Annotated in this window: 15 protein-coding genes; 9 read left to right on the forward strand and 6 right to left on the reverse strand. The window is 67.7% G+C overall.

Annotated features, from left to right (window positions below; all coding sequences use genetic code 11):
• Window positions 1-115 precede the first annotated feature (115 nt).
• The 3 genes from AC07Q9_RS26210 to AC07Q9_RS26220 are packed head-to-tail and all read left to right on the forward strand — an operon-like array spanning window position 116 to window position 3,653.
• A complete protein-coding gene (locus AC07Q9_RS26210) occupies window positions 116-1,492 on the forward strand; it encodes a uracil-xanthine permease family protein (RefSeq protein ID WP_495312313.1) in 1,377 nt (458 codons plus the stop codon).
• A gap of 38 nt (window positions 1,493-1,530) precedes the next feature.
• Window positions 1,531-2,943, forward strand: coding sequence for an amidohydrolase family protein (locus AC07Q9_RS26215; protein ID WP_495312314.1), 1,413 nt, complete (start codon window positions 1,531-1,533; stop codon window positions 2,941-2,943).
• Complete coding sequence (locus AC07Q9_RS26220) at window positions 2,940-3,653, forward strand: sulfite exporter TauE/SafE family protein (protein WP_062480617.1); 714 nt, start codon at window positions 2,940-2,942, stop codon at window positions 3,651-3,653. Before AC07Q9_RS26215 ends, AC07Q9_RS26220 begins: the two co-directional genes overlap by 4 nt.
• Here the strand turns inward: AC07Q9_RS26220 and AC07Q9_RS26225 are convergent.
• Both AC07Q9_RS26225 and AC07Q9_RS26230 read right to left on the reverse strand, forming a co-directional pair.
• A complete protein-coding gene (locus AC07Q9_RS26225) occupies window positions 3,645-4,244 on the reverse strand; it encodes a GNAT family N-acetyltransferase (RefSeq protein WP_495312315.1) in 600 nt (199 codons plus the stop codon). The two genes, AC07Q9_RS26220 and AC07Q9_RS26225, sit on opposite strands and share 9 nt — an antisense overlap.
• A 19-nt stretch (window positions 4,245-4,263) precedes the next feature.
• Window positions 4,264-5,274 (reverse strand): zinc-binding alcohol dehydrogenase family protein, encoded by a 1,011-nt coding sequence (locus tag AC07Q9_RS26230; protein ID WP_495312316.1) that lies wholly within the window; start codon window positions 5,272-5,274, stop codon window positions 4,264-4,266.
• An 89-nt stretch (window positions 5,275-5,363) separates the two neighbouring features.
• Between AC07Q9_RS26230 and AC07Q9_RS26235 the strand changes: the two genes are divergently transcribed.
• The 6 genes from AC07Q9_RS26235 (at window position 5,364) to AC07Q9_RS26260 (ending at window position 11,498) form a co-directional block, all read left to right on the forward strand.
• Complete coding sequence (locus tag AC07Q9_RS26235) at window positions 5,364-6,269, forward strand: LysR family transcriptional regulator (RefSeq protein ID WP_495312317.1); 906 nt, start codon at window positions 5,364-5,366, stop codon at window positions 6,267-6,269.
• Between the two features lie 257 nt (window positions 6,270-6,526).
• The gene (locus AC07Q9_RS26240) at window positions 6,527-7,495 is read left to right on the forward strand and encodes a TRAP transporter substrate-binding protein (protein WP_495312318.1); all 969 of its coding nucleotides are present in this window, start codon (window positions 6,527-6,529) and stop codon (window positions 7,493-7,495) included.
• Window positions 7,496-7,498: 3 nt separating this feature from the next.
• Entirely contained in the window at window positions 7,499-8,032 is a 534-nt protein-coding gene (locus tag AC07Q9_RS26245; protein WP_095747225.1) for a TRAP transporter small permease, read from the forward strand.
• 9 nt (window positions 8,033-8,041) lie between these two features.
• Window positions 8,042-9,355, forward strand: a complete 1,314-nt coding sequence (locus AC07Q9_RS26250; RefSeq protein ID WP_495312319.1) for a TRAP transporter large permease — start codon at window positions 8,042-8,044, stop codon at window positions 9,353-9,355.
• 125 nt (window positions 9,356-9,480) lie between these two features.
• The gene (locus AC07Q9_RS26255) at window positions 9,481-11,184 is read left to right on the forward strand and encodes a PA0049 C-terminal domain-containing protein (RefSeq protein WP_495312320.1); all 1,704 of its coding nucleotides are present in this window, start codon (window positions 9,481-9,483) and stop codon (window positions 11,182-11,184) included.
• 26 nt (window positions 11,185-11,210) lie between these two features.
• Window positions 11,211-11,498 (forward strand): hypothetical protein, encoded by a 288-nt coding sequence (locus AC07Q9_RS26260; RefSeq protein WP_495312321.1) that lies wholly within the window; start codon window positions 11,211-11,213, stop codon window positions 11,496-11,498.
• Between the two features lie 76 nt (window positions 11,499-11,574).
• On the opposite strand, the gene AC07Q9_RS26265 is transcribed toward AC07Q9_RS26260, so the two are convergent.
• From AC07Q9_RS26265 to pgaB, 4 genes are all read right to left on the reverse strand, one after another.
• Window positions 11,575-12,372 carry an SDR family oxidoreductase gene (locus AC07Q9_RS26265; protein WP_095743489.1) on the reverse strand — a complete coding sequence of 266 codons (798 nt, stop codon included), beginning with the start codon at window positions 12,370-12,372 and terminating at the stop codon, window positions 11,575-11,577.
• A 122-nt stretch (window positions 12,373-12,494) separates the two neighbouring features.
• The gene (gene pgaD / locus AC07Q9_RS26270; protein WP_495312322.1) at window positions 12,495-13,061 is read right to left on the reverse strand and encodes a poly-beta-1,6-N-acetyl-D-glucosamine biosynthesis protein PgaD; all 567 of its coding nucleotides are present in this window, start codon (window positions 13,059-13,061) and stop codon (window positions 12,495-12,497) included.
• Complete coding sequence (gene pgaC / locus AC07Q9_RS26275) at window positions 13,051-14,331, reverse strand: poly-beta-1,6-N-acetyl-D-glucosamine synthase (RefSeq protein ID WP_082818283.1); 1,281 nt, start codon at window positions 14,329-14,331, stop codon at window positions 13,051-13,053. Before pgaC ends, pgaD begins: the two co-directional genes overlap by 11 nt.
• Window positions 14,328-16,394 carry a poly-beta-1,6-N-acetyl-D-glucosamine N-deacetylase PgaB gene (pgaB, locus tag AC07Q9_RS26280; RefSeq protein WP_495312323.1) on the reverse strand — a complete coding sequence of 689 codons (2,067 nt, stop codon included), beginning with the start codon at window positions 16,392-16,394 and terminating at the stop codon, window positions 14,328-14,330. Before pgaB ends, pgaC begins: the two co-directional genes overlap by 4 nt.
• Window positions 16,395-16,401: the final 7 nt, after the last annotated feature.

The following is a 16,401-nucleotide window of genomic DNA, read 5'->3' on the forward strand; positions in this document are numbered from 1 at the left end:
TTCCCAAATCGTTTTGGGGCGCCATGCCACGGAATGTACTTCACCCGCTTCGGCGGCTTTTTTTGCCAGTGCGCCCAAATCGATTTGGGCGCGGTCCCGGTTCAAGGATTCCATGATGTCCCGTGTGCCCGATGCCTCTGCTGTGCCCCCTGTCGTGCCTGTCGGCGCGCCTTCCGCCATCGCCCCGGTCGATGCGGTGCTGCCCCTGTCGCAACTGCTGCTGTTCGGCCTGCAGCACGTGCTGGTGATGGCGGCCGTGCCGATCACCTCGGTGTTCCTCGTGGCCAAGGCGCTGGGGCTGGAGTCCGCGCTCACGGTCAACCTGATCAGCGCCACCTTCCTGCTGTGCGGCGTGGGCACCTTGTTGCAGTCGTTCGGGCCGTGGAAGTTCGGCGCGCGCCTGCCCTTCGTGATGGTGCCGGGCGGCGCGCCGATCGTGATGTTCGTGACCATCGCCCAGCAGCGCGACCTGCAGACGGCCTCGGGCGCGGTGATCCTCACGGCGCTCTTCTACTTCCTGGTGCTGCCGGTGTTCGCGCGCTGCCTGCGCTACTTTCCGAAGATCGTCATCGGCACCTTGCTGCTGCTGGTGTCGATCAACCTCGTGAAGGTGTACGGCGGCATCATCGCGGGCAAGGCCGGCACGTCCACCTTTGCCGACCCGGTGAACATCGGGCTGGCGCTCGCGACCATCGGCTTCACGGTGCTGTTCGCGCGCGTGTTCAAGGGCACGCTCGGCCAGCTCGCGGTGCTGCTGGGCCTGCTGGCCGGCACGGTGCTGGCCGCGGCCTGCGGGCTGATGGACTTCAGCAGCGTGGCGGCCGGCCCCTTCTGGAGCGCGCCGACGCTGCTGCCCTTCGGCATGCCGCGCTTCGACCTGGTGGCGGCCGTGCCGCTCTTGATCTTCAGCATCATCTCGATGGTCGAGGCCACGGGGCAGACCGTGGCGGTGGCCGAGGTGGTGGGCCGCAAGATCGATGCGCGCGACGTGGTGCCGCGCACCATCCGCGGCGACGCGCTGGTGTCGCTGGCGGGCGGCTTCTTCGGCACCTCGATGATCATCACCAGTGGCGAGAACATCGGCATCGTGCGCGCCACCAACGTGCGCTCGCGCTACGTGACGGCCGCGGCCGGCGTGATCCTGATCCTCATCGCGCTGTCGGCGCCGCTGGGCCGGCTGGCCAGCGCCATTCCGTCGGCCGTGGTCGGCGGCACCGCGATGGTGGTGTTCGCGATCATCGGCACCATGGGCATCGACATGCTGCGCAAGGTCGACCTGCACGAGCGCGGCAACATGTTCGTGCTGGCCGGCGCGCTGACCATGGGCCTGCTGCCCATCGTCGTGCCGGGCCTGTACAGCCGCTTCCCCGACACGCTGCAACTGGTGCTGGGCAACGGCCTGGCCATGGGCTCGCTCACGGCGGTGGTGCTCAACCTGGTGTTCAACCGCGTGCAGGCCGACAGCCCGGCCATCGCACCGGCGCCGCAATGAGCGCCTCTCCAATTCTTTTCCCGTTCTCTCCTTTGACCATGTCTCCTGAACTCGATGCCGCGCACTTCGCGGCCGACGAGCTGCTGCTCGTTCCCGACCACCTGATGCTGCGCGACGGCCCCGCCACCGGCCATGCCGTGCGGATCGAAGGCGGGCGCTTTTGCGAGGTCGGCCCCGCCGACGCGCTCATCGCCCGCCACCCGCAGCTCACGCCGCTGCACCTGCCCGGCAAGCTGCTGATGCCGGGCATGATCGACGCGCACCACCACCTCACGCAGTCCTTCGGCAAGTCGCTGGCCTACGGCGAGCCGTCGGAAATCTTCCGGCGCGTGTGGGTGCCGCTCGAGTCGAGCCTGGACGACGAGTTCGTCTACATGGCCTCCAAGCTCGCGGCGCTCGAATCGCTGCGCGGCGGCTTCACCACCGTGTGCGACGCGGGCACGCGCGCGCCGGGCGACATCGGCGCCGTGGCCGCCGCCGTGCAGGAGGCTGGGCTGCGCTGCGTGCTGGGCCTGATCTGCAACGACGGCGGCAACGACAGCAGCGCCGCCGACCGGCAGGCCATCCGGTCGCATGCCGCGCAGTTCCTGCGGCAGTGGTTGGACGCGCCGCTGGTGCATCCCTCGCTCGCCATCTCGGTGCCCGAAGCGGCGTCCGACGAGATGCTGGTCGCCGTGTCGGCCCTGTGCGCCGAGGCGCGCACCGTGTTCCAGACGCACGTCAACGAGCACCTGGCCTCGGTCGAGCGCTCGGTCGTGCAGCGCGGCAGGCGGCCGCTGGAGCTGCTGGCGCACCTGGGCGCGCTCGGCCCGCAGGTGCTCATCGCGCACGGCACGCTGGTCACGCCCTCGGAACTCATGGTGCTGCGCGACACCGACACCGCCGTGAGCTACAACCCGGTCGCCAGCCAGTGGAAGGGCAATGCCGTGGCGCCCGCGAACCTGATGGCCGCGCTGGGCATCCGCTTCGGCCTGGGCACCGACGCCACGCGCAGCGACGCCTTCCGCCTGATGGACGCCGCCGAGGCCGCGCAGAAGCTGGCCTTCGGCATGGCCATCGGCGACGCCTCCAGCGGCGGTGGCTGGACCTGGTTCGACCACGCCACGCACGAAGGCGCGCGCGCCGTGGGCCTGGGCCACCTCACGGGCGAGATCGCCGTGGGCAAGGCGGCCGACTTCCTCATCGTCGATGTCGACACGCCCGAGATGTGCACCTCGGTCGACCTCACGTGGGACCTCGTGCGCCTGGGCAACCGCGACCAGATCGTGGCCGTGTTCGTCGACGGACGCCTGCGCCTGTGGGAAGGCTGGCCGCCCGACTGGGATGCGCGCGCGCTGCAGCGGCAGCTGGCGCGCGTCGCCCACGCGGCCATGGACCGCGCGCCCATCGTGCGCCTGCATCCCCCGGCTGCCGCGCACCGCCGCCTGGCCTCGGAGCGGCACTCGCAGTGAGCGCGCAACACCTTGTCCTCGTCTCGCTCGCCGTGCTGTTCGCCGCCTTCGTGCAGGGCGCGACCGGCGTCGGCTTTGCGCTCATCGCCGCGCCGGTGATCGGCATCGTGCGCCCCGACCTGCTGCCCGTGTGCGTGCTGGTGCTGATGCTGCCGCTGAACTTCTACGTGATGTGGCGCGAGCGCGGTGCCATCGACCGCACCGGTGCCAGCTGGATCACCGGCGGGCGCCTGCTCGGCACCGTCGGCGGCCTGTGGGTGCTGGCGGCGCTGAGCGCGAGCCACCTGTCGCTGTTCGTTGGCGCCTCGACCATCGCGGCGGCCCTGGTCACGTTGATGATGCCGGCCTTCTCGCCGGGCCGCACCGCGTTCGTGGCGGCGGGGCTCGTGACCGGCGTCACCGAAACCGCGACCGGCATCGGCGGGCCGCCGCTGGCGCTGGTCTACCAGCACCAGCCGGCGCCCACCATGCGCTCGACCATCGCGCTGTGCTTCCTGGTCGGCGAGCTGGTGTCGCTGGCCACGCTGATGGCGGCGGGGCGCATCGACGGCTCACAGCTCTATGCCGCGGCCCTGCTGTTGCCCGCGCTCGTCGTGGGCGCGGTGCTCAGCCGCGTGGTGCATCGGCGCATCAACGGCCGCGTGCTGCGCATCTTCGTGCAGGTCTTCGCGATCGTGTCGGGCGCCGCCCTGCTGCTGCATTCATTCTGAGGCGCGCTGCGCGGCCTGCCATGCCGCGCGGTCGATGCGAAACAGCCGGTGGCCGCGCAGCGCATCGCCTTCGGGCACTGCCGGATGCTCGAAGGCACCGGCCACGTCCTCGTGCATGCCCAGGCGCGCCATCACGGCGGCCGAGCGCAGGTTGCCGTTGGCGGTGAACGCCACGATCTCGTCGAGCCCGAGCCGTTCGAAGCCGACCTGCAGCGCGCCGCGCGCCGCCTCGGTCGCGAAGCCCTGGCCCCAGCTGGCGCGCGACAGGCGCCAGCCGATCTCCACGCAGGGCGAGAAAGGCAGCGTGGCCAGCGGCACGTTCAGGCCCGTGAAGCCGATGAACTCGCGCGTGTCCTTGCGCTCGACGGCCCAGAAGCCCCAGCCCTTCTGCGCGATGAGCGCCTGGGTACGGTGGGCCGCGGCGTTGCTCTCGGCGCGCGTGGGCAAGGGCAGCAGGAACTCCATCACCTGCGGGTCGCAGGCCAGCGCGAAAAATGGCGCGAGATCGCTCTCGCGCCATTGGCGCACCCGCAGGCGCGGGGTCTCGAATTCGATGAGGTGGGGCGGGGTGGGTGTGCTTTCGTCGGTCATGCGACCGATTGTGCGCAAATCAGAACCCGGCCAGCACCACCTTGCCCTGCGCCTTGCCGCTCTCGATGAGCGCATGCGCCTTGCGCAGGTTCGCGGCGTTGATGGTGCCGAAGCTCGCATTCGCCGTGGTGCGGATGCGGCCCGCGTCGACCAGCGCGGCCACCTCGGCCAGCAGCTTGCCTTGCTCGGCGATGTCGGGCGTGGTGAAGCGCGAGCGCGTGAACATCATTTCCCAGTGCAGCGAGATGCACTTGGTCTTCAGCGGCATCGCGTCGAGCACCTTCATGTCGTCGATCACCGCGAGCTGGCCCTGGGGCTTGAGGCTTTCGATGAGCTGCGCGTAGTGCTGGTCGGTCTGCGTGAGGCTGGCGACCATGTCGACTTCATCGATACCAGCGGCTTTCAGTTCGGCGGCGAGCGGCTTCGAGTGGTCGATGACGACGTGCGCGCCCAGTGCCAGGCACCAGGCGCGCGTTTCGGCGCGCGAGGCGGTGGCGACCACGCGCAGCTTCGTGAGCTGGCGTGCGAGCTGGATGAGGATGGAGCCCACGCCGCCCGCGCCGCCGGTGATCAGCAGCGTCTGGCCTTCGCCGCCGTCCTTGGGCACCTGGAGGCGGTCGAAGAGCAGCTCGTAGGCGGTGATGGTGGTCAGCGGCAAGGCGGCGGCTTGCGCGTCGTCGAGGCTCTTCGGGGCGAGGGCGGCGATGCGCTCGTCGACCGCGTGCAGCTCCGAATTGGCGCCGGGGCGAATGATCGAGCCAGCGTAGTAGACGCGGTCGCCGACCTTGAAGTTTTGCACGCCGCTGCCGATGGCTTCGACGATGCCGACTGCGTCCCAGCCCAGCACCTTGGCCTGGCCGGCCTCGGGGGCGGCGTTCTTGCGGACCTTGGTGTCGACCGGGTTGACCGACACGGCCTTCACGCGCACCAGCAGGTCGCGCGCGCCGGGCACCGGAGCGGGGAGCTCGATGTCCTGCAGCGATTCGGGGTGGTCGATGGGGAGGGGCTGGTGGTAGCCGACGGCTTTCATGGGGAGAGACCTTCTTTATTGAACGATGGCTGGACTGTAGGATGACAACGGCTGTTTGATAAGGTGGCCTGAATCACCAACACTTTCAAATGAAGATTGAAAATATATCGGACCTGCAGGTGCTCGTGCAGACGGCGCGTGGCGGCACGTTGACGGCGGCGGGGCATGCGCTGGGGATCACGCCCGCCGCGGCCAGTGCGACGTTGAAGCGGCTGGAGGCGCAGTTGGGGGCGCGGCTGTTCGAGCGCTCGACGCGGGCGATGCGGCTGACGCCGCAGGGGCAGACGCTGCTTGACTATGCGGTGCGTGCTTTTGAACTGTTGGACGAAGGGGAGTCGCTGGTCACTGCGGATCGCGGCGAACTCGTCGGCACCTTGCGGGTGGCCTCGCCGTCGGACCTCACGCGCAGCACCTTGCTGCCCTGGTTCGACGAGTTCCTGGCGCTGCATCCGGGGGTGCAGTTGTCGCTCTCCGTCGGGGACCGGCCGCTGGACGTGATGCGCGACGAGGTGGACGTCGCGCTGCGCTACGGGGCGCTGGCCGATTCGCGGTTGGTGGCGCGGGCGTTTGCGCTGACGAACCCGGTGCTGACGGCTTCACCGGACTATCTGCGTCGGCATCCCTTGCCTCGGGTTCCGCAGGATCTGCTGCAGCACAACTGTCTGACGTTCAACCGGAGTGGGCGAAGGCACCGGGTGTGGCGGTTTGCGCAGTTGGGGCAGTGGACGGAGGTGCGGGTGAATGGGGATCGGAGTGTGGATGATGCTTCGCTGGCGCGGGAGTGGACTGTGGCGGGGTATGGGATTTCGCTGAAGTCTGCGCTGGATGTGCGTAACGACATTCGGGAAGGTCGTCTTGTGCGGTTGCTGCCGGATTGGGACACCGAGCCTTATCCCTTGCATGCGCTGTTGCCCAGTGGGCGCTTTGTGCCGGCTCGGGTTCGGGCGTTTGTGGATTTTCTGGCTTTGAAGTTCGAGGGGCTGCTGGCCGGATAGGCCAGTTTCTCGCCTCCGATCGACCAGGCCCTATCGCACGGGCCAGTCTCCGAGATGTACTTTCCTGTACGTCCCGTGTACTCCCATACCTTCACGGTTCGGGGTATTCAACAGGTTGTATTGCCCTTCGATCGAAGAATAATTGTTCAACAATTTTTCGATCAAATCCGGTTCGGATTCGAGGATTGCACATCGACAAGGCCCATCGCCGTGTCGCGTCACTTGGCAGCTTCATTCCGTTGGAAGGGATTCCTCCCATGCTCAGAACGTCTTTCATCGCCGCCGCGCTGTCATGCGCCGCAACGCTCGCGGTGGCCCAGACCAAGTGGGACCTGCCCACCGCCTACCCCGCGACCAACTACCACACCGAGAACATCACGCAGTTCGCCAAAGACGTGGACGCGGCCACCGGCGGCAAGCTGAAGATCACGGTGCACGCCAACGCGTCGCTGTTCAAGGCGCCCGAGATCAAGCGCGCCGTGCAAAGCGGCCAGGCCCAGGCCGGCGAGATCCTGCTGGCCAACTACGCCAACGAAAACCCGATCTACGCGCTGGACGGCGTGCCCTTCCTGGCGACGACCTATCCCGAGGCCCGCAAGCTCTACGACGCGTCCAAGCCCGCGATGGACAAGCTGCTCGCCGCGCAAGGCATCAAGGTGCTGTTCGTGGTGCCATGGGCGCCTCAAGGCATCTACACGAAGAAGGAGATCGGCTCGGTGGCCGACCTGCGCGGCATCAAGTGGCGCGCCTACAGCCCGGCCACGGCCAAGATCGCCGAACTCATCGGCGCGCAGCCCGTGCAGATCCAGCAGGCCGAACTGAGTGCGGCGATGGCCACCGGCGTGATCGAGAGCTACATGAGCTCGGGCTCCACCGGCTACGACACCAAGACCTTCGAGCACATCAAGAACTTCTACGACACGCAGGCGTGGATTCCGAAGAACGCGATCCTCGTGAACGCCAAGGCCTTCGATGCGCTCGATGCGACCACCAAGGCAGCGGTGACCAAGGCCGCAGCCGACGCCGAGGTGCGCGGCTGGAAGGTGGCGCAGGAGAAGAACGACGAGTACAAGCGCCTGCTCGCCGAGCGCGGCATGAAGGTGCACAAGCCCTCGCCCAAGTTGGACACCGACATGCGCCAGGTCGGCGGCATCATGCAGGCCGACTGGCTCAAGGCTGCGGGTGCGGACGGCGCGGCCATCGTCGACAGCTACAAGAAGAAGTAAGCCGTGCGCCGCTTCCTCGACCGCCTGTATGACGGTGCAGGCGCCCTGGGTGCGTTCTGCGTCTTCCTGATCTTCGTGCTGATGATCGTGGCGGGCGTGGGCCGACAGATGAACTGGCACGTGAGCGGGCTCAACGACATCGTCTCCTGGCTGTGCGCCGCTGCGGCCTTCTTTGCGATGGCGCATGCGTTCCGGCATGGTGACTTCGTTCGCGTGACGCTGCTGCTGGACGCGGTGCCGCTGAAGGTGCGGCGTGTGCTGGACGTGATGTGCCTGCTGATCGCGGCGGTGTCGGTGGCTTACCTGACCTACTGGGCCACCAGCTTCACGTACGAAAGCTACGAGTTCGCGGAGATGGCCACAGGGTTGGTGGTCATTCCGATCTGGATTCCGCAGTCCGCCTTCGTGATCGGCTGTTGGCTGCTCTTGATCGCCATGCTCGATGAGCTGGTGGGCGTGGTGCGCGGCGAAAAGCCCAGCTACCAGCGCGCCATCGAAGAGCGGCACGCAGCCGGCGATTTTTCCTCCGACGTCTGAACGCACGCCATGCTCGAAACACTGCTCATGGGCGCGCTCTTGCTCGCCATCATGCTTCTCCTGCTCGCCGGCGGCGTCTGGATCGCCATGACCCTGGCCATCGTCGGCTGGGTCGGCCAGGCCTTCTTCACGAATACGCTGCCCGGCAAGAACCTGTTCTCGGCCTTCTGGGAAAGCAATGCGAGCTGGGAGCTGGCGGCGTTGCCGCTGTTCATCTGGATGGGAGAAATTCTCTTCAGAACCAAGCTCAGCGAGGAGATGTTCGAAGGCCTGCGCCCGTGGCTCAACCGCGTGCCCGGCCGGCTCATGCACACCACCATCCTCGGCTGCGGCGTGTTCGGCTCGGTCTCGGGTTCGTCGGCCGCCACCTGCGCCACCATCGCCAAGGTGGCGCTGCCCGAGCTCAAGCGCCGCGGCTACGACGAGAAGCTGGCCATCGGCTCGCTGGCCACCGCCGGCACGCTGGGCATCCTGATCCCGCCGTCGATCACCATGGTGGTGTACGCCGTGGCGGCCGACGCTTCCATCATCCGCATCTTCCTGGCCGGCTTCCTTCCAGGTTTCTTGCTGATGCTGCTGTTCTCGGGCTACATCGCATGGTGGAGCCTGCGCCATCCCGACAAGGTGCCGCCGGCCGACCCGCCCACCACCTTCATGCAGAAGATCCGGCTGTCGGGCAACCTCATTCCCTGCGCGCTGCTGATCGTGTTCATCGTCTGGGTGCTGGTGGCCGGCTGGGCCACGGCCACTGAGTGCGCGGCCTTCGGGGTGCTGGGCTCATTGGCCATCGCCGCCTACGGCAAGAGCCTGACCTGGAAGAACTTCAAGGACGGGATCATGGGCGCCACGCGCACCAGCTGCATGATCATGTTCATCCTGGCCGGCGCCGCATTCCTCACCAAGACCATGGCCTTCACCGGCATCCCGCGCGAGCTGGCCGAGTGGGTCGACAGCATGCAGCTGTCGCCCTATGCGCTGATCGGCGCGCTGGTGGTGGTGTACCTGGTGCTGGGCACGGCGCTGGACGGCATCTCGATGATCGTGCTGACCAGCGCGGTGGTGCTGCCGATGATCCAGAAGGCGGGCTTCGACCTGGTCTGGTTCGGCATCTTCATCGTGCTGCTGGTCGAGATCGCCGAGGTCACGCCGCCCGTGGGCTTCAACCTGTTCGTGTTGCAGAACATGACGGGCAAGGACAGCAACGTGATCGCCAAGGCGGCCATTCCGTTCTTCTTCTGCCTCGTGCTGTGCATCGCGCTGATCACGCTGTTCCCCGGCATCGTGACGATGCTCCCGGATCTCGTCATGGGCAAGGAGCAGTGACCGTGTGCCCGACGTGTTTGTTTCTCTTACTCCTGCAAGAGCGATGTCGATCCTTTCAGGGAGAAAAACGACGTCTTCGCTCGCCGCATTTGCGCATCCATGAATCCACACATGCTGTTCACATCATGAAGAGAAAAATTCACACGCCACTCAAACTGCTCGCGATCTCCGGTCTCGTCGGGGCCGTTGTCGCCGGCTGCGGCGGGGGCGACGGAGGTGGGGGCCAGTCCCCGATCCTTCCGCAGCCCACCGTTGCGCCCGTGACCGCCGATCCTGCGCCGCCTCCTGTCGTGGACCCGGAGGTTCCGGGGCCATCGCGCACTGCTCGCTGCGCCGTCGACACCACCGTGCAGGCTTCCTACGAAGAGCGGCGCCTGCCCAACAAGCTCCGGGCCAGCGATGCGCTGAGCTTCTCGGAGCAATTGCTGAAGGCCAGTGGCTTCGACAAGTTCGGTCCGGCATTTGCCCAGACGCTGTGCAAGGACGGCTTGTCCGGTGCCGCCAGCTACGACGAGGCCGCCGTCTTGCTCCGGCGCGAGGGGCAGAAACTGTGGCAGGCCGCGCTGGACCGTGTGCAGGGGCGCGTGGTGGAAGGCCCGCTGTCCAAGAGCGACGATCGCATGCTGTACTGGGCCAGGCTCACCATGACGAAGGCCTTGCGCCAATGGGTGCCCGACTTCACGCTGGACGAGGGGCAGCGCGCTGCGCTCGAACGCGAGTTCGAGCGTGCCTCCCGCGGGCAATACGCCATCGACTTTCCGGAAGGCCCGGGCGTCAAGCGCATTCTCGTCAGTGGATTCGATCCCTTCACTTTGGGGACACCAGGTTCCAACAACAGCGCCAGCATCCGCATCGGCAATCCATCCGGCGCCACCGTCCTCGCGCTGGATGGCACCACCCGTACATTGCCCGATGGCTCCAAGGCGGTCATTCGCACCTTCATCCTGCCGGTCAACTATGGGCCGTTCATGGACGGCATGCAGGAAGACACTCTGGGGCCCTGGTTCAAACCAGGGTCCAAGCGCGTCGATGCCTCGATCACCATGAGCCAGGGACGCGATTCGTTCGATCTCGAGCATTTCAATGGCCGCTATCACCTGGCAGCACTGCCTGGAAACGACGACATGAGCCCGCCTTGCGAGGAGGCAGGCAGGCATCCCGCCGCGGCGGACTGCGACATTCATCCACCCGCCCGCTGGACAGGTTATGAGTCCAAGCCCTGGATGCGTGACAGTCCATCGCAATTCACGCAAGCATCCTTGCCGTTCCAGAAGTTGATCGATGCCCAGACGGGACTGGGTGTTGTCAATCCCGTCACGAAAAAACCGGACGGGTGGAGCGTTCGACGCAATGACCAGTACACGGTCACGCTTTGCACCAAGGCCGCGGCCGATTCGCAAGCGCAGCAGGATGAGAACGACCGGCGCATGAGGCCGCTCCGGGAAGCGCTCACAGCGGCTTTGGCGGCGGCGACGACGGTGAGCGAGCTGATGAGGATCATGGAAGACCATTCGAAGGCTGTTGATGCACTCCATCTTCCTGTTGTCGCGGAGATCAGCCCGCTTGAAACCAATTGCGCGTTGCTCGGGGGCGGCGGGAGCCACTTGTCGAACGAGAGCGCCTATCGAAACACGTTGCTGCGGGACTTTTTCAGGCTCCGGATACCCGCGGGCCACATTCACACGCCGATCATGACCATCTTCGGAGAAGGCAGCGGTGGCGCGATCACCGATGCCACATTCGAGGGCTACCGGGACGCCATCGTCGCGCAATCTCGCAATCTGGTGTTTGCCCTCGCTGACACCCTGACTGGCAGTACAGCGCCATGATCCCCTTCATATTCAGGAGTGCAGCCATGAAGTTCCCATCTCCGTTTCGCGTCGGCCTTCTTCCGGTCGGGTTCCTTTTCGCTGCTGCTGCGGTGGTGGCCCAGCCATCGGGAGGCTTCTACCTTTTCAAGAACCATCAAACCGGTCAGAGCATGTGCCTGCAATGGCAGATGAGCCCGGAGTGGGTCAAGCAAGCAGGCCCTTTTGCGGACCAGGAATGCAAGGTGCCCGAACGGCCGGCGTCCGCCGAGCAACAAAAGAAGCGGGCGTCCCTGCCGGAAAACCCCCTGGATCTGGCCGCTCCCAAGCGGTGATGCGCTGGAGGAGGGGGTTGTCTGCACGCCTCGCACCGGACGCCGAACGACCGAGGCCTTGCAGGGGTCGCGGCCTTCAGATCATCGGCGTCACTGCGCCATCCATCGCCACGATGGCCCCCGTCACATAACTCGCCTTCGGCGACGCCAGGAAGAGCACGGTGTTGGCGACTTCCTCGGGCGTCGCGATGCGGCCCAGCGGCAAGCGTGCGGTGGCGCGCTCCAGCGCTTCGTCGGTGTCGATGCCCTGCAGCTTGGCGTCGGCCTTCATGCCTTCCTGCAGCCGCGCGGTCAGCGTGAGGCCGGGGTTCACGGCGTTCACGCGCACGCCCTTGGCCGCATAGGCCGCGGCCATGCCGGCACTCACCAGCATCAGCGCGGCGTTGGCGGCACCGCCGGCCATGTGCACGGGGCTGGCGACCTTGCCGCCCTGGCCGATGACGTTGACGATGGCGCCGCGGCCGCGCGTGCCCATGCGCTTCACGACGGGGTCGATCATGTGGATGTAGGTGAAGTACTTGGCGTCCATCGCGTCGTGCCACGCGGCGGGCGTGAGCTCGTCGGGCGGGGTGCGGCGCGCGGCGCCTGCCGAATTGACGAGCACGTCGACGGGGCCGAAGGCCTGCTCGGCGGCGTCGAGGGCGGCCACGGCACTGGCGGGGTTCTTGAGGTCGGCGGCGTGCAGGCTGACGCGGCCTTCGGCTTGCGGGAACGCGGCGAGCAGCGACTGCTGGCCCTGCTGCAGGTTCTGCAGGTCGCGCGAGACCAGGCTCACGCGCGCGCCTTCGCGCAAGAAGCCCAGCGCGCAGGCCAGGCCGATGCCCTTGCTGCCGCCGGTGATGAGAACGTGCTGGTCCTGGAGCTGGAGGTCCATGTCGGGGTCCTTGGAAGAAGGTGAATCTGTCTGCGGCGCTGCCGTCGCCGCGCGATTGAATCACCGCCCCGAAACCCCTGCAGCGACGCGGCCGAAAAGGCCGCGTCGGTTGTCTCTGCGCGTCAGGCCTTGCGGCGCTTCGCTGGTGCTTCTTCTTCCAGCGCGGCCGGCGCGGTGTCGGTGGCGTCGCGCAGATGGCCCTGGTTGTCGTGGTGCGCCAGCAGCTGGCGCGTGCGCTGCCAGGTCGACAGGCGCGCGGGCGCGACCTCGATGTACGACGCCAGCGCGAACAGCGACGACTGCTCTTTTTCCGGCGGCGTTTCGCGCCGGTGCTGGCGTCGGCGCAGCGGGCCCATGACCAGCATCGAGGCGAGGATCACGCCGATGACGATGGCGTACAGGCCCAGCAGCTGCAGCACTTCGGGCTGGGAGCGCGCGCCCATCACGTAGGGCCAGGCGTACCAGATGGCGCAGAACCAGATCGCGACGGTGATCGCCGGGCGCAACGCGCGCAGCCACAGGAACATGGCCAAAGTGCGTGCCGGCGAACGGCCGTTGCCGAAGGCGTGCAGCGGGATGCGCGCGGCGTCGATGATGGGTTCGTCCACCGCGGGCTGGCCCCACGAACGGGTGCGAGGCGGCGGGGCTTCGTGCAGCGCCGGCGAAGAGAGCGGGTTCTCAGGATGCATCGGAAGAAACTCCTCGGTCAGGGCTCGTCCACACCGCGCGCTTGCCGCGACGACGCATCAGAGCGTTGGGAAGGGCGACCACCGTGGTGGCCATCGTGATCGTCCAGAACGCGATCGGGTACCAGATCGTTCCGGCGAAATAGCGCATGAGGTCGCGGTCGTAGCGACGGTCGATCCACAGGCTCAGCAGCATCTGCAGGATGCAGGTCATGGCCAGCAGCGTGCCCTGCCAGTGCGGCAACAGCGCCGAATGCCAGGCCGACTCGTGCGGCAGGAAGGGGCGGATGAAGCTGATCACCAGCACCAGCGCCATCGCATAGGCCCACACCACGCTCACCATGTACTCGCTGTAGATGAGCCACAGGCGCCAGCTGCGCAGGCGCAGGATGGACGGCGTGATGCGCAGCATGGTCTGGATGCCGCCGACGGCCCAGCGCAGGCGCTGCTTCCACAGGCCGCGCAGGGTCTCGGGCATGAGGATCCAGCACAGCGCGCGCGGCTCGAAGCGCAGGCGCCAGCCGGCGAGCTGGAGCTTCCAGCTCATGTCGATGTCCTCGGTGAGCACGTCGGGGCTCCAGAAGCCCACCTCGAGCACGGCGCGGCGGCGGAACATGGCCAGCACGCCCGACACCGTGAACAGCGTGCCGATGAGCTGCTGCGAGCGCTTGATGAGGCCGATGATCGACGAGAACTCGCCCACCTGCATGCGCCCCAGCAGCGTGGTGCGCGTGCGGATGCGCGGGTTGCCGGTGACGGCGCCGATGCGATCCGAAGCCAGCATGCGCTTGAGCATCCAGGCGATGGCGTTGGGGTCGACCAGCGCGTCGCCGTCGATGCCCAGGATGTACTCGCCGCGCGCCAGCTGGCAGGCGGTGTTCAGGCCCACGGCCTTGCCCTGGTTGCTGGCGTTGTGGATCACGCGCAGGCGGCTGAACTCCAGCGTCATCTCGTCGAGCAGCTCGCCGGTGCCGTCGGTGCTGCCGTCGTTGACGGCGATCACCTCGTAGTTCGGGTAGCGCGTGCGCATCAGCTGCTCGATCACTTCGCGCAGGTGCGGCGCCTCGTTGAAGCAGGGCACCACCACGGTCACAAGCGGCTGCGAGGGCAGGGCCTCGAGCGGATCGGCCTCGACGTCGCGCTTGCGCTCGAACGACCACGCGTGCGAGAGGCCGCCCGCGATCCACACCCACGCCATGAAGAACGGGTAGTAGAAGACGAAGCCGAAGAGCACCGGTGGAATCAGGTCCACCAGCATCTGGAGCGTGTTCATCGGGGCTTCCCTCCTTCAGGCGGCAGCGTGGCGGCGTCGTGGTTGCGCCGGGGGGCGCGCGACAGCAGCGAACGCACCGAGATCGCGCGGCGCACGGTCTCCAGCGAGGGCTGGTTGTTCAGGAAGTCGTCGGGGTAGTAGCCCAGGTGGCGCACGCCGGCGCGCTGCAGCAGGGTCCACTGGCGCGTGAGCTCGGCGTCGGCCACGGGTTTCCCGGTGCGCCAGTCGCGCGCCTGCAGCTCGAACACGGTGCGGTCCAGGCCGTGCGGCGTGGCGGCCGCGCGCTGGGCGAGGCGGCCCAGCCAGGCGTCGCTGTCGGCCGGGGTGCGGGCCTCCTGCTCCATGCGCGGCATGGCCATCAGGCCGACGTAGTCGTAGGCGGCGAGCGAGGCTTCGTAGTTCTGCGCGAACCACTGCTCGGCCTGCGGCTCCAGCACCGGACGCGCGTAGAGGTTGCGCGCCGTTTCCAGCGCGGGGCGCCAGGTGCCGACGCGCGCCGCGAGTTCGTGCGTGAAGTCGATCAGGTAGCGGGTCTTGGCGGCGGTCCAGCGGGCCATGAGCGCGGGGTCGGCGCGCAGCGCGGCCACGTCGGCCGGCAGGCCCCAGCGGCGGTAGGTGTCGAGCGCGGCGGGGCTGGCGTCCTCGTCGTCCGAGAGCATGGCGTCGTCGTGGAACAGCAGGCCCTCGAAGAAGGTGTGGCGACCCAGGTCTTCGTACAGGTCGCCGACCAGCGTGCGCACGGCCGGGTCGAAGGGCGAGAGCCGGTGGTAGCGGTCGGCCGGCGCGTCGCCCTTCAGCGTGCGCACCGTGTGCGTGGCCAGCGGGTTCGACGCCGGCAGCCGGTAGGCGGTGACGGGCATCCAGGCGTAGACCTTCACGCCGGTGCGGCTGCGCAACTGCCAGGCGGCGCGGGCGAACAGGTCGGCGCGCATCGGCAGGTGGCGGTTGGGAAAGTACAGCGCGTCGGCCACGCCGTCGCCGTCGGGGTCGGCATAGGCCTGCAGGAAAACCGAGCGCGGGCGCACGGCGGCCACGCGCTCGATCAGCGCCGAGAGGTTGCGCTCCTGCTGGGCCGGGTCGGCGTCGTACACGTAGTCCAGGTCGACGTGCATCACGCGGTTGATCGGGCGCACCTCGCCGCCCACCGGGCTGCGCAGCATCTGCACGTAGTCGGGCGCCTCGTTGTCGTAGGCGGCCAGCGCGCGGCGGATGCGGCTGAGCGGAATCTCCTTCGTGTTCGCGCCGTCGTCGAGCGTGAAGGTGATCGGCATGCCCACGCGCGCCGAGGCTTCCAGCGCGGGCGTGTTGTAGGCGCCGTAGGGCCACACGGTGGCGCGCACCTTGGCGCCGGTGCGCTTCTCGATCAGTTCGCGGCTGCGGCGCAGGTCGGTCTCGATGCGGCGCAGGTAGGCGGCGTCGTCCTCGTAGCGGCCGGTCTTCGGGTCGTAGCGGTGCGTGGCCGCGGCGGGCAGCATGTTGCCTTGCGGGTTGGCCTGGATGCCGGTGTGCATCGCGTCGGTGTGGCTGGCGAACTCGACCAGCGGCGAGCGCGCCATCTCGGCGGCTTCGCGCCACAGCAGGAAGTTCTCGCGCGGCGCGGGCTTGTCGCCCCAGTGCACGGGCTGGCCTTCGGGCACCTCGAGCCAGCTCGTCACGAGCGCGAACAGCGCGGGGTAGTTGAAGCGCTGCAGCAGCGGGAACACGTGCGTGTAGGCACTGCGGTAGCCGTCGTCGAAGGTCAGCAGCACGGGCTGCGAGGGCAGCGGCTTGCCGCCGCTGCGCGCATCGATGATCTGCTGCAGGCTGACCGGGTGGTAGCCGTTGTGGCGCAGCCAGGCGAACACTTCGGCGAGCGTGCGCTCGTCGATGGCGGTTTCGTCGGGCGAGGTCTCGAAGCTGGCGCGCACGTTGGGGCGCACGTCGTGGAACGAGATCACGCGGAAGTCGACGCCGTTGTCGGGGTCGGCGGGCAGCACCGGCGCCGCCAGCGCAGGCAACGACGCCGCCAGCAGCAGCCCGAGCAGGGCCGCGCGCAGCCGGAGGAAGAAGGTGGGGGCTTGCATCACGGAC

The organism is Variovorax sp. GW821-FHT09A10 (genome assembly GCF_059418385.1).

Coding starts and splice junctions, on each gene's coding strand:
- pgaB (WP_495312323.1), bottom strand. CDS start 16,394: ATGCAAGCCCCCACCTTCTTCCTCCGGCTGCGCGCGGCCCTGCTCGGG.
- AC07Q9_RS26265 (WP_095743489.1), bottom strand. CDS start 12,372: ATGGACCTCCAGCTCCAGGACCAGCACGTTCTCATCACCGGCGGCAGC.
- pgaC (WP_082818283.1), bottom strand. CDS start 14,331: ATGAACACGCTCCAGATGCTGGTGGACCTGATTCCACCGGTGCTCTTC.
- pgaD (WP_495312322.1), bottom strand. CDS start 13,061: ATGCATCCTGAGAACCCGCTCTCTTCGCCGGCGCTGCACGAAGCCCCG.
- AC07Q9_RS26260 (WP_495312321.1), top strand. CDS start 11,211: ATGAAGTTCCCATCTCCGTTTCGCGTCGGCCTTCTTCCGGTCGGGTTC.
- AC07Q9_RS26235 (WP_495312317.1), top strand. CDS start 5,364: ATGAAGATTGAAAATATATCGGACCTGCAGGTGCTCGTGCAGACGGCG.
- AC07Q9_RS26250 (WP_495312319.1), top strand. CDS start 8,042: ATGCTCGAAACACTGCTCATGGGCGCGCTCTTGCTCGCCATCATGCTT.
- AC07Q9_RS26215 (WP_495312314.1), top strand. CDS start 1,531: ATGTCTCCTGAACTCGATGCCGCGCACTTCGCGGCCGACGAGCTGCTG.
- AC07Q9_RS26240 (WP_495312318.1), top strand. CDS start 6,527: ATGCTCAGAACGTCTTTCATCGCCGCCGCGCTGTCATGCGCCGCAACG.
- AC07Q9_RS26225 (WP_495312315.1), bottom strand. CDS start 4,244: ATGACCGACGAAAGCACACCCACCCCGCCCCACCTCATCGAATTCGAG.
- AC07Q9_RS26255 (WP_495312320.1), top strand. CDS start 9,481: ATGAAGAGAAAAATTCACACGCCACTCAAACTGCTCGCGATCTCCGGT.
- AC07Q9_RS26230 (WP_495312316.1), bottom strand. CDS start 5,274: ATGAAAGCCGTCGGCTACCACCAGCCCCTCCCCATCGACCACCCCGAA.
- AC07Q9_RS26210 (WP_495312313.1), top strand. CDS start 116: ATGTCCCGTGTGCCCGATGCCTCTGCTGTGCCCCCTGTCGTGCCTGTC.